At 41.4% G+C, this 12693-nt stretch carries 10 protein-coding genes; 2 read left to right on the forward strand and 8 right to left on the reverse strand.

Translation table 11 applies throughout. The annotated features are described in order from the left end of the window. Positions 1–104 precede the first annotated feature (104 nt). Positions 105–1439: a c-type cytochrome gene (locus NST31_RS07840; protein WP_339164874.1), complete on the forward strand. Its 1335-nt coding sequence runs from the start codon at positions 105–107 to the stop codon at positions 1437–1439. A 1-nt stretch (position 1440) separates the two neighbouring features. Beyond that, positions 1441–2508 carry a cytochrome c class I gene (locus NST31_RS07845; RefSeq protein ID WP_339164875.1) on the forward strand — a complete coding sequence of 356 codons (1068 nt, stop codon included), beginning with the start codon at positions 1441–1443 and terminating at the stop codon, positions 2506–2508. Positions 2509–2623: 115 nt separating this feature from the next. On the opposite strand, the gene NST31_RS07850 is transcribed toward NST31_RS07845, so the two are convergent. From NST31_RS07850 to NST31_RS07885, 8 genes are all read right to left on the reverse strand, one after another. Then, positions 2624–3031 carry a helix-turn-helix transcriptional regulator gene (locus NST31_RS07850; protein WP_077111477.1) on the reverse strand — a complete coding sequence of 136 codons (408 nt, stop codon included), beginning with the start codon at positions 3029–3031 and terminating at the stop codon, positions 2624–2626. Positions 3032–3304: 273 nt separating this feature from the next. Continuing rightward, the gene (locus tag NST31_RS07855; RefSeq protein WP_339164877.1) at positions 3305–4027 is read right to left on the reverse strand and encodes an ABC transporter ATP-binding protein; all 723 of its coding nucleotides are present in this window, start codon (positions 4025–4027) and stop codon (positions 3305–3307) included. Then, positions 4017–4841, reverse strand: coding sequence for an ABC transporter permease subunit (locus NST31_RS07860; protein ID WP_339164878.1), 825 nt, complete (start codon positions 4839–4841; stop codon positions 4017–4019). Before NST31_RS07860 ends, NST31_RS07855 begins: the two co-directional genes overlap by 11 nt. Before the next feature lie 90 nt (positions 4842–4931). Further along, positions 4932–5534, reverse strand: coding sequence for a nitrous oxide reductase accessory protein NosL (locus NST31_RS07865; RefSeq protein ID WP_339164880.1), 603 nt, complete (start codon positions 5532–5534; stop codon positions 4932–4934). 2 nt (positions 5535–5536) lie between these two features. Beyond that, complete coding sequence (locus NST31_RS07870; protein ID WP_339164882.1) at positions 5537–6823, reverse strand: NosD domain-containing protein; 1287 nt, start codon at positions 6821–6823, stop codon at positions 5537–5539. A 1145-nt stretch (positions 6824–7968) separates the two neighbouring features. Next, a protein-coding gene (locus tag NST31_RS07875) for an IS3 family transposase (protein ID WP_212951973.1) occupies positions 7969–9197 on the reverse strand; the annotation gives its coding sequence in 2 pieces (ribosomal slippage) (positions 7969–8909 and positions 8909–9197; 1230 coding nt in all). 271 nt (positions 9198–9468) lie between these two features. Next, positions 9469–10230, reverse strand: a complete 762-nt coding sequence (locus NST31_RS07880; RefSeq protein WP_339164883.1) for a MerR family transcriptional regulator — start codon at positions 10228–10230, stop codon at positions 9469–9471. A 567-nt stretch (positions 10231–10797) separates the two neighbouring features. Then, positions 10798–11805 (reverse strand): hypothetical protein, encoded by a 1008-nt coding sequence (locus tag NST31_RS07885; protein WP_339164884.1) that lies wholly within the window; start codon positions 11803–11805, stop codon positions 10798–10800. Between the last annotated feature and the right edge of the window lie 888 nt (positions 11806–12693).

Consider the following 12693-nt stretch of genomic DNA (forward strand, 5'->3'; position numbering starts at 1 on the left):
ACCAATTGCTCACGGAATATCCTTGTGTATGCCATCCCAATTTAACAGAAACCACACAAGTTTTGCCTACAATGGGGGCAAATACATCAGAGGAGGGAACAGGCATGAACTTTCCTGTTGTGGAATTTCCCTGGCTGGGCAACGGTACAGTCATAGCCATTATTGCCATTGTTCACGTCATCGTCAGCCACGGAGTGGCCATTGGCATTACGACGCTGATGGTTTCCATGGAGCATCGTGCCATCCACACAAACAATGAACAATTGGAGCAAACTGCAAGAAAAATCAGCAAATGGGTTTTAATTTTCACCACTACAGTGGGCGCTATGACGGGGGTTGGAATTTGGTTTTCAACAACTGTTATTCAACCGGATTCAATCGGCTCATTGTTGCGCATCTTTTTCTGGGCATGGTTTGTGGAATGGATCGTTTTTGTCACCGAAGTTGTCCTTTTAATTATCTACTACTTCACATGGGATAAGTGGAAAGGAGCCAAAAAAGTCATTCATAACCGAATTGGAATTGCGCTCGCCATTTTTTCTTGGATTACGGCCGCTATCATTACAGGTATTTTATCCGCCAAACTCACACCCGGCCGCTGGACGGAAACATTGTCTTTCTGGAATGCGTTCTTTAATCCAACGTATATGCCGTCGCTCGCATTTCGGACATTTATCGCTATTATTCTCGGTGTCGCTTTGCTGTCATTTCCTATTAAAATATTTATTAAAAATAAAGAATTGCAACAAGAGATTTTCCGCGTTTTTTCCTTTTGGACCGCGATTTCATTGCCAGGCTTATTAATTACCGGCATATGGTATTTGCAAAGCATTCCGCAAGAAGCATACGACATGATCGTTTGGTCAACTGGTATGACTAAAAATACATTTACCATTATGAATGTCCTTGGGCTTGCCGCTTTTGTCATCTTTGCCTTCTGGATGGTGTTAAGACCGAAAAAACTGCCACTCCTATTATCACTGGCGATTTTTGGAACATCCATGGCCTTCATAGCAGAGTTTGAAGCGGTCCGTGAATCTGTACGAAAGCCATTTATCATTTACAACTATATGTATGCCAACGGCGTTCTCGCAAAAAATGAAGATTTGTACCGTGAAGAAGGCTATTTAAAGCACTCTACTTTTTCACCCGTCAAAGAGGTCACTTCAGACAATCGCGCACAAGCGGGGATGGAACTGTATAAAGGACAGTGTATGGCATGTCATACAGTGGACGGCTGGAGAGAAAAACGCGCTTTTTCCAATAGGCTGAATGGTTGGGATGAGGAAAGCATCGCTTCCTACATTGAAACCCTCCATGAGACAAGGCCGTTTATGCCGCCATTTGTCGGTACAGAGGAAGAAAAAAAAGCCCTTGCCCATTATTTGTCTAAAGTGACTAAAAAAGAGCCGGTGACGGCCGTTTCGGAGGGAAAATGACATGCTGAACCTGTTTTCCATCATACCCAAAGATATCGAGCTGGCGATTCCGGGAAACATTGGATTCTTTGAATTTTTAATCGTGCTCAGCTTCTTGCTGCATATATTATTTGTCAATATTACAGTCGGCTCTTCCGCACTTGCCGTATTTCAAGAAATAAAAGGAATCAAGAAAAAAGACAAGCTGTTTGATGATGCGGCTTTTCAACTGGCAAATCATACATCTGTTTTAAAAAGTATTGCTGTCGTATTGGGTGTAGCACCGCTTCTTCTCATAAGCGTCATCTATACACAATATTTCTACGCCTCAACGATTTTAATCGGAAAAGCGTGGCTCTCGCTAATCATCATTTTAATTGCCGCCTTCTTGATCCTTTATGCATACAAATTTTTGTGGGATCGTATGGCCACTGGTTTCAAAAAAGCGTTTCATATTGTCATAGGTGCCAGCGGCAGTCTATTACTGCTTTTCGTTCCGCTGATTTTCATCGTAAATGTCGTTTCCATGCTTTATCCGGAAATGTGGGAAGGGTCCAAAGGATTCTTTCACGGCCTGTTCTATTACCCGCAAATATGGCAAAGATATTTCCATTTTATTTTGGCCAGCTTTGGTGTGACAGGCATTTATCTATACTTTTGGAACGGCCGATTACAGAAAAAGTTGAACATGAAAGCAATGGATCAGACAGAAAGGCTACAGACGGGAAAGCTATACAAGCACGGGAAAAAACTGGGCTTGCAAGTGGCCATTTGGGCAACGCTGCTGCAATTGGTGTTTGGCACAATCCTTCTCCTGAGCTTTGAGCGTTCTATCATGCTGCTTTATATGGGAGACGATATGTTACTCACAACTCTATTGGTTTCATCCATTTTCCTGACGCTCGCCATGGCCTTTTTCTTATACAAGTTGCAAAAACACGATGTCAAACGCTATTTTGTGCTTGCACTATCGTCCTTCCTGCTTGTGCTCAGCATCATGGGTTGGATGCGCCATGAATTAAGAGAATCGTATTTGAAACCTTATATTGAAGAAAATCCGCGGACAGTACATCAAGCAGACCGTCCGTAACGGATTGCCGACATCATCAATGCAGGGTGGGGAAAAATATGTTATTTCTCCCCCTGTTCACAAAGATGAAGGCCGATTGTTTCCGTGAATCCCATAGTTCTCGGATTGTTTCATTTCAATCCGGGCGGAAGAGAATAACAATAGACCTGACGACATCCGTTAAAAATAAAATGGATAAAAGGCCGATGACCGTAAGGGTATCAGCTAAAGAACCCTCAAACAGAAAAGCCCCAAGAAAAACGAGAACGAGCCCAATATAAGCCCCCGGATCAGAAAACCTCTCAAAAAAAATATCTTCGTCAATCTGGATTTTTTCCTGCAAGTCCCTATCACTTTTTATCAATTCGTCTATGGTTACATCAAACAGCTCACTAATCCGAATCAGATTTTCAATATCGGGATACCCTTTATGATTTTCCCATTTATATACAGCCTGTCGAGACACATTCAATTCCTGAGCCAATTTTTCCTGGGACATGCCGAAGTCTTCTCGTAACTTCTTGAGTTTATCACCAAATTCCAAAAAATCACCTCCATAACATAAGCCTACACAAGTCAGAGGATAAATTGAATAAACGAAACGTTGCAAATGTCAACCAGCAGTTTACATACTGTCTCCTTATGGTAAAAACTCTTGCCCTCTGCTCATTATGAATGGAAAAAACCCTGGAAATAATCCAGGGATATGCAACCATTCATCAATCGCCAAGTATTCTATTGATAGCAATTTTCGGACGAAGTGCCCATACCGATAGCGGCTCATCCAACAAACATGCGTTATTTGCGCTTGTCCCCATCACCCCAAAAATTCGGTGGGGCGACAATGCCGAAACAACTCCAGCATTAAATCTTGGTCATCGTATTGGGAAGCTTCAAAGCGGCTCATGAGCCGCCCATTGCTCATGACGAAGATGATATCAGCGGTTTCGACGGCAACATCCAGCTGATGAGTGGAAAATAAAACGGAAGTTCCTGATTTTTTCACCTTTGAAATAATCTGGACGAACGTGGACATCCAACGGGGATCAAGTCCGTTTGTCGGCTCGTCAAACAACAACAAAGAAGGTTTGCCCATGATAGCTTGGGCGAGAAGAAGACGTTGTTTCATACCTTTTGACAAATTTCCGATCCGATTTTTTCGTTCGTCGATTAATCCGACCGTTTCCAGAGCGCTAGTTACATGGTCCTCGTTGAGGCGGCGGAGTTTGGCATGATATAACAGCCATTCATTGACTGTTGCCACAGCTTGAAAATGATAGTCATCAGGCATGTAACCAAGCGAAGCGGCGTAAGCATAACGGTGTTGGCGATGTTTGAGTCCATTTACCTCGATATGGCCGTCCGTCGGAGGTAAAATGCCGGCTATCATTTTAATCAGCGTGCTTTTTCCCGCACCGTTTCCTCCACATAAGGCGATTGCCTCCCCTTTTTTAATGGAAAAGGAAAGAGGTTTGACCACTTCCGTTTGTTTGTAGCGTTTAACGACGTTGGTGACATTGACGACGATGTCAGAGCCCATGTTTTCGCTTCCTTTCGGTCTTCATGATGGCAACGGTTAAATGGAAAGAGACAAAGATCAGGACATACAGGGCAAGCAAGACATGACCCATCCGGCTGTTGAGCGCGGTCATTAATTCATAGTACGGTTGGCCAAAAATGGCTCCCCCGCCCAGCCAGTTCGTAAACAAAATGCGCAACACTTCTGCGGGATTCAGCAGTGTAAACAATTGTAGTGCCGCCGAAACAACACCAAACGGCAAAAACCCAAGGACACCAATCAGCAAAGAGGGCCAAACCATGATCAATACAAACCAGACCGCAACAGCGGCCATCAGGGATTGCCAACGTGTAGCGGAAAAAGCGCCGATGGCGAAACCGAGTGCCAGAAAAACAGCGGCAAGCAAAACAGTAAATAGATACAGCAAAAGAAATTCGCGCAGCGACATCGCCACTCCCGCAAACAGCCCTATCATGTTGGCAAGTCCAAAGCTAAACGTAATGATGATCCACTGAGCCGCATATTGTCCGGCAAATTTCCCCACAATATAGGATGCTGTCGTTAAGGGGTACGCCATTACCAATTCAAAGCGCCTATCCTCTTTTTCTTGCGTTAAGGACAAAGCTCCCAAAAACAACGTCATTAAAGGCAGCAAATACAGAACAATGTTCATCATGGTTGCCGAAAGCTGTGTATAGCCCGCCATCCCATCAACTTGATGAAGTATGAGAAAGATCATTACACACGTAAAAGTAAATAAGAATAAAAAGGTATAAAAGGAACGCTGCTTTAATGCAGTACGCCATTCATGCGCGAAAACGGTCAACATATCCATCCTTTATTCTCCTTCAACATCAACACCCTGTTTTTTACAACAACAGCAACCTCCCTGCACATTCGGCAGCGAAGGTTGCCCCAATAAGGTTTATTCGTGCTGTTCCCCGTCATCTTGGCCATGAACCTCGTGTTCATGATCATCACCCTGCTCTTTTTCATCGCCGCCTTTATCATGACTGCCCCCGTTTCCATGATCTTGCTGGCCGTGATCCATCATTTCCTTATTTCGCTTCCAAGAATGACTTTTTAAATCTTCTGCCGTAAGCAATTGGCCTTTTCCTTCTTTTTCAATGAGCGCTTCCGCGTCTGCTTTATCCTTAAATGAGTACATGCCATACGCCATCGGTGTTTTGAAAGATGCGTCATATACATATGTCGCATCATCATATGAGATCCACTCTTTCGTGTCAAAATCACGGACAAACACGGCTTCGGTTTCTTTATCATCATTCTCCAACAGCCAGTCTTTCACCATACAGCCAATATCGTCAAACATTAACGTTTCCCCATCTTTCAGGGCTATTTGTGTCGCAAACTGATCATCGGCGACATTCATATGGCAGATGTCACACTTATCAACTCCTTCATCGACTTCTTTTGGCTCCACCGCTGCTTCTTTTTTCCCACATGCGGCCGCCACAATAGAGATGGACAGCAATAAAATAAATAAATACATCCGTTTTTGTTTCATTGTCATTTCCTCCCAATTATAAAAAAGGTCGTACTCGCGCACAAAAAGATCAGGCTCATCCATATTCTCCCGCTATAACGCGTTTCAGACGACTTTGTTTGCGCCATCACCGGTTTGGCCCGGGGCGCTTCATCAAAAACCAGCTGTTCCGGATCACCCTTGAACACTTGTTTTAACAATGTGATTCCCGGGGCATGGAACAACAACTGATAAGCAGGGTTTTTTTTCACAATCGTTAAAAAATAGGGATCGAGCGGATGGCTTAGCTCACTGCTTCCGTCCCCGTTTACATCTAGTACGGCGGCATCGTCCCAATAATTGTTGCGGACATCATTCGAAAAGATACCAAATGCCTGGCCGGGAACAATGTTGGCGATAAAGTCATTTCCGGTTAATGTATTTTGAGTGGCTTCTTTTACCTGCAAGCCAATAAAGTTCATCGCGATCTCATTCGATATGAACCGGTTCTGCTCACTGCTTTCCAAGTAAACTCCCACACGATTATGGTTTAAGCGGTTAGAGTCAAAGACCGAATCAAACACATTAAATACAAGCAACCCCTGGGCATGGACATGCCTATCATTATATGACGCATCGTTTCCCTTCACTTCAACACGCTCCGACTCCATGATCATCAATCCGGTTATATTATGACGGGCATTGTTTTGCAAAACTCGTGTTCCTTCGGTAAACATCAGGTGGATACCATAACGGGAATATGTAACCGTATTTTGCTGAATGACATTATAATGGCTGTGGTCGACATAAATGCCGTCTTGGACATTTTGAATAGTAGATGCCGTAATGGTGTTTCGATGAGCTTGATAAAGATCAATCCCATTAAAAGCGTGTAACTCGCCTTCCGCTTCCGGTTGCCCAGTCACTTGGATGTTTTCCAACACATTATCCGCGGCCTGGAAAAGTTGGATGCCAATAGAATTTGTTTCCACTTTCATATCGCGTAATTGGTGCTTCATCCCGGTCATTTTAACCGCAGTTTCCGCCTCTGAAGACAGGCTTTTCACATGGATATTTTCTAATTGAACCCCTTGTCCTTCTATCGTGATGGCTGGCTGTTTGCCCGATGCCTGAATGATGGCCGGTTCAGTCGCTTTGATCGTCAATGGCTTCGAAATGATGACTGGACCCTTATAGATACTACCATCCAATGAAATGGTGCCATATGGCGGAGACTCGTCAATCTGTTGTTGTAAAGAGGTCGAGGCATATCCGGAATGAACCGGCAATAGAAACAACCAAGCAAAACACGCCAAGATGAAAATCCGCATGAACCACTCCTTCCTTTCCAAACAGCCCTAGACAGTTTTGATGTCGTGGTTTATGAAGTACACTGTATCGCTAACATATGTTGCCAATGTGATAAACAAATGACAAAATAGCAACAAAGACATGATAGAGCGGCTTATGCTACTGTTCGTATACTCCGGAGACTTTTAAGCTTTTGGATTAAAAAATAGCATCGACTTGTTTGTCATACGTATTGTTAAACGATCATCATGAAGGTGAAATTCATTTCTCACTAACACGCAGTTTTGATTTCGGCCGCTATCCCACTTTTTCACGAAAAGCGCTTAAAGAAATGAACTGAAAGCTAAAAAGACAACAATATGAATAAAGATAATAGGAAGGTGATATTCGAAATGGAGGATAATTGGTTTCTAGTAAGCCTATTGTATAAATCAGTGAAGTCAGGTGAACAAAATGTGCCTCCTGAACTAGAAAAGGCTTGGACATAAGTTTGAAGAAATATATGAAGAAAGACATTATTTAATTAGAGCAAAAGATCGAGATCATGCCGAATGGAGTGGTAAGCAACTCGGAAGCCAACATGAACATTCCTATAAAAACATTTACGGTGAACAAGTTTTATGGAAATATGAGAGGTTATTAGAATGCTATGAGGTTGATGAAAAATTGGGAGATGGAGCAGAAATATACTCTCGTTACATTGTCAGCCCCAAGGGTACTACTCCTAATGAAATAGTCGAGAAATATTCCAGAGGAGTGAATAAGGTAATCATTCAAACCGCTGAATACAACGAAAAGATGGTGTGAAAGGAACTCGTATCGGATTAACCCCCGTATTTTGGACATGGTTACTCTTAATCTATCTTTTTCTTAAAATAGCTCTCTATTTCTTGATTTTGGATTCTGTGCTTCTTGTCCGCCACCATTGACCTTGCTTTTGTCCGTGTAGCGGTATCCATGCAGGTTAGCGAAAATAAAAGCCTAGAGGCTCGCCTGCAACAGATGGTAACACGGACAAGTCGATTCTAAGTATTCGTTGGCGGGGCCCCGACCCCTTCCACCGCCTACTAAGAATCGGGCGCTGCGGTAAATGGCAAGCAGCTGCGCTGTGGCTCCTTTCGTAGCCTGACTAGGATTCCTATCGGCCCTGACTCCCTCAAATCGATCACACGCGAACCTCTTTGATTTCCAATTTATGATGCTTATTTTGTTCGTAAAACTCCTGAGGTGATAGGTCCAAAATACTTGAATGCATCCGTCTTTCGTTGTAGAAGACCATAAAATCCGTGACAGCTTCATAGGCTTGCGCATAGGTTTCAAACTGCCACCTTGAGAGGCAATCATCTTCAAAAATTCGATGAAAAGATTCAATATGGGCATTCATATTCGGCGTTCTTGGCGGAATTCTTTCATGTTCCATATGGTATTTTTCGCAAAATTCCTCAAAAGTATGGGAAACAAACTGTGGCCCATTGTCTGTTCGGATCACTGGTTTGATCGCTGCGTTGAATTGTTGGCGTCTTAACAATGCTTGTTGAAGTGCCTGGACGGCATCTTTAGCTGTACAGCTTAATCCGTTATGATAGGCGACAATTCCACGGTCATATACATCGATAATGGACATGACGAAGAAAAACCGGTCTTCCCCTTCGATGTAGCCGTATTTGATATCCGCTTCCCATAGTTGGTTTGAGTCTGTTATCGTACGGTTTCGTGCCAGTTTCCTAGGGTGTTGGGTCTTCTTTTTGCGTTGTGGACGCAGGATACCCAGCTCTTTGCACAACCGGTAGACTTTCTTCTTGTTGATGACAAGGCTATATTCGCGGCGAAGCCTCTTAGTCAGTTTGCGGTAGCCATAGTTGAAGCCATCGCCTGCAATTTCCTCCAGAAGGAATTCTTTGATTTGTTCGTCTGATACTTTTCGTCCGTCTTCTGTGAAGGAATAACCTGGTGCTGGACGTCCCTCACTCACTTTTTTCTCTTCCACACGGTAGTTCTTTTGGTAATAATAGGTGGAACGAGCGATCCCTATGACCTTTAGCACCTTAGAAATAGAATAGCCTTTTTGAATCCAGTGGTCGGCTACTTCAATTTTTTCAGCAAGTGAGGGTTTTTCTTTTTTATAATGTCGCGTAAAATCGCGATTTCAAGGTCTTTTTCACCAAGCAATGTTTTAAGCTTTTCATTTTCCTTGGATACTTCTTTCGGGTCAAAATCTGGTAAAACAGCGACATCAACATCACCATATTTTCCGTCTTTATATTCCCGCACCCAACGGCATACCATGTTGGAATTCAGTTCATAACGGCGGGCAACAAGGCTGTTATTGCCTGTCTCCTGGGCCTCTTTGATGACTTGTAATTTAAACTCCTTGGAGTGTTTGTTTCGTGTCATGTTGTTAGCCTCCTTGGTACATTAAGCAGTATATTATTTTTTACCCTTATTGTCCAAGTTCATTTAGGGGCTAATTAGGTATCACCTTCTCCAAACAGGATAGCTCATTGGCTGAAGCAAACAGATTTAGATAGGGCAAGGTACATTCTGGATTGAATCAAGAGTTGACTCTAGATTATGCGGCAAGCCAACTCCATTTTATTGTACATCACTAGCCGAGCTTCTTGATGTGTAAGTCAAGTTCATAAAAACAAGCGAACGGCAACAAAGATTACTCTTTTTCGTAACGCTCCAGATAAAACGCCAGCGCCTGATTCAACCATTCCTCTTCTTCCTCTGAAAACGGCGTAATTGCCCATTTTTCCAATTCATCGTTCGGCATCTTTTCCATGGGTGGCAAACGCTTGAACGTCTCTTCCCCTATATATTCGAGAACCGATTCTACATACTCCTTGAGGAATTGCTGAACTTGCGCATCTTCTATCGGCCTGCCGTAAAGTTCCTTCACACCTTTACAAAATTCGATATACGCCTGATCAAGCGCAAGTTTCTCTTGCTTTGTTTTACTGAAAACCGAATCAAGGGCGTCTTTGGGAATAGATTTTTCTGCCCATTGCCGTTGTTCTTTCTCTGTTTGGAAGGCCCGAATCAAGCTCATCAACACCGCGCCATCCACCTCTTCCTGTTGTTCCAACAATTTCATTGTCCGATCAATCGTTGTTAACGTCGTTTCTATTCGTTCTTTTTCCGCTTTTAAGCTCTCTTTTTGTAACTGAAGCGTTTCTTTAAGCCCCAGATCAAATGATTTCTCCGTAAGCAACTTCTTGATTTCTTCCAATCGATAGCCGAGAGATTGAAACGTCACAATTTTTTGGAGCTCGCTTGCATCTTTATGACTGTACAGTCGATGACCTGAACTTTTATCTTTCCTGGGAGTCAACAAATTCATCTCATCATAATAATGGAGCGTCCGAACCGGAATACCCGTTTTTTCCGAAAACTCCCCGATACGATAAAACTTTTCCTGACTCATAAACGATCTCTCCTTTCCTTTTTTGGCATCTCATTCATTCACCATTATAAAACCTACGGTTACTGTAGGTTCAAGGGATAAATACCATAAAGAGAAGAAGAGTTGTACGTTGGTTCACTCTTTTTTTGTATGGCTCAGCTTTTATATTCCATTGAAAATAAAAACCCTTTGTTTTTCCGCTGAGTCGTACATTTTCTTATTACCAAAGATTTATTCAATCACCATGTACGATCATTTTCAGGTTAAAATAAGGCCATCTTTTATTCGAAAAGCTGCAAATACAATCGTTAACCGACAAAACTTCTGCATTCTCATAAAAGTCAAAAATGGTAGTAATATGTATAGCCAGTTTTAGAAAAAAAGAGTCTGCTAAATCTCAAAAAGCAGACTCTTTGGAATTTGAACATACTGGCCTAGGTGGTTATTTTTATTTTTCTATATGTCTTTTATTTATTGTTAATATCGTCGTTTCTTCCCATTCTTTCCGTTGACAAAATACAGTTTAGTGAAATAACCGTAATATGCTTGCTATTTCCTCAGGACGATGGAGTTTACATATTCAAGACTTTATTTGTGAAGCACTATATAACTTGGCAAAATGCTTAAAGTGTAATTTTTTTGACTCAGCTGCGTGCTTTCAATTGCGGTTACTCGAATATAATACTGACCTGAAATTAGATTTTCATACGTTACGTAACCTGAGGAATCCATAGGGACTTTCCTTAATTGGTTGTTGACCAGTCGATATAGCTCGACTTTATAACCTGCCTGTTGAGATATAGAATCTAATGTCAGTTGGATCCCTACATAACTCTTAGATTCGGGAACCGTAAAAGAAAACCAGTCATTATCCACTAAAGAATCCATGGACCGCATATTAATTTTGGTTGGTCCTTGGGGGATGGAAGGTATCGAGAACTTCAAAGCAGTTCTTACGTTTTCATCTGGCTCATAAATGTCCGAATTTTTATTGATACCTACATGCATCGTAAATGGTTGGTCGGTACTCGAACCTTTTTCAGAAACGACAAAAGCGGCATATTCTTTCTTCTCTGATGTGTTATAGTCACCTACGTTTTCAGGCGCTGTCCCTTCCGTGCCGTTTAGATAGGTACGATTTTGCGATACGTCCACCAATGTCATAGATAAATTATCAGGGTTTACTTCATAAAGGTATAAATCATAGTCTAACTCGTTTGAATTTGGTGAATCCAACTGTACATTCAAGACATGGCCTGGTTCAACAGTAATAGGATATAGATATTTATATTGTCCTTCTTCTGTCAAATAGTCAGTGAAGTTTAAGTACAATCCATTTTGATTCGCAGCGTCAGGCTCTGTTAATTGAAGTTGCTCCGCTCCCTCAATGCTGTTCGATTGCTCCATTTGAAAAGAACGATCTAAATCAGTTAAATCACGTGGTTGAGGAACAGAGAAAGATTCAATATAATTTTCAGACATTTCCCCATCTTTTTTTACTTGAGCGTAGGCTGATGAAGTATTCGCTAAAAACAAAAATAAACTGCAGACAATGAGCAAATAAAATAGTTTATTAAATCTGATTTTTGAAGTCAATTGTAATTCCTCCTCATTTTTTATAATAACCATGCAACACTAAACAACATTTTCCTCCTTTCTCCATTTGTAAAAACTTTTAAAATAAACTAATTTTAAAAGTATAAATCTATTATAAACTAAATTCCAAATAAAATTAATAACTTTTAATAATTTGTATTTTATTTATTTATAGAAAGTGGTATAAAAAGAGAATGCCCCCTACCATTTCTAGTATATAAAAAGCGCTAAAAAACCTCGGCCATAATGGAATAGACTTCATTATAGCAAGGACTTGTATTGATCATGTCCAGATGGAAATGGAGTTGGTTTTTGTCTATTAGACTGATCAAAAAAACCGGAGAGATGACTTTTGAAATATACAGACAAACTAATAATCGCATTGTATATTTCGGTTTTTTATTAGTTTTAGGGATTTTACATTTATCAAATGAGTGAATTTCAACATTGTTTTCTAAGTCTAAAATACTAATATTCTATATATTCATAATAATAGACAGATCCTGCCTCCGGGATTAGCTTGCGCCGAAGGTCCCGCAGAAGCGAAGCGGCGAGGAAAAAGCAGACTAGTGGAAACCGTCCGCCTGTAGAAATGCAAGTATGAAATCTGTAACATTGGCATGTTCGCTTTTTTAGGCATTACACAGAATGATGAAATAGGTTCAAATGTTAATGAACACTGCACTTTAGATCATTGTAAACTTTTACAAGATAAAAGAAGTCAATAAGCGCAAGAAATGAATTTGAAATTTGCTTTCTATTAGGTAAGCAGTGGATTTTTCGCCGCCTGATCATCTGAGCAGCAGCTTTTTCAAGTCATTCCTCTTAAAAGAAGACGGGGATTTGTACTCTATCACTCAGTGGTATATCATGGAAAGTGTTCTCCAT

This window comes from Siminovitchia sp. FSL W7-1587, assembly GCF_037963795.1.
Classification (GTDB): domain Bacteria; phylum Bacillota; class Bacilli; order Bacillales; family Bacillaceae_C; genus Siminovitchia; species Siminovitchia thermophila.

Bases quoted from the DNA above. Each gene is read 5' to 3' on its own strand.
- NST31_RS07865 (WP_339164880.1), bottom strand. From the start codon at position 5,534: ATGAAACAAAAACGGATGTATTTATTTATTTTATTGCTGTCCATCTCT.
- NST31_RS07860 (WP_339164878.1), bottom strand. From the start codon at position 4,841: ATGGATATGTTGACCGTTTTCGCGCATGAATGGCGTACTGCATTAAAG.
- NST31_RS07845 (WP_339164875.1), top strand. From the start codon at position 1,441: ATGCTGAACCTGTTTTCCATCATACCCAAAGATATCGAGCTGGCGATT.
- NST31_RS07855 (WP_339164877.1), bottom strand. From the start codon at position 4,027: ATGGGCTCTGACATCGTCGTCAATGTCACCAACGTCGTTAAACGCTAC.
- NST31_RS07880 (WP_339164883.1), bottom strand. From the start codon at position 10,230: ATGAGTCAGGAAAAGTTTTATCGTATCGGGGAGTTTTCGGAAAAAACG.
- NST31_RS07840 (WP_339164874.1), top strand. From the start codon at position 105: ATGAACTTTCCTGTTGTGGAATTTCCCTGGCTGGGCAACGGTACAGTC.
- NST31_RS07870 (WP_339164882.1), bottom strand. From the start codon at position 6,823: ATGCGGATTTTCATCTTGGCGTGTTTTGCTTGGTTGTTTCTATTGCCG.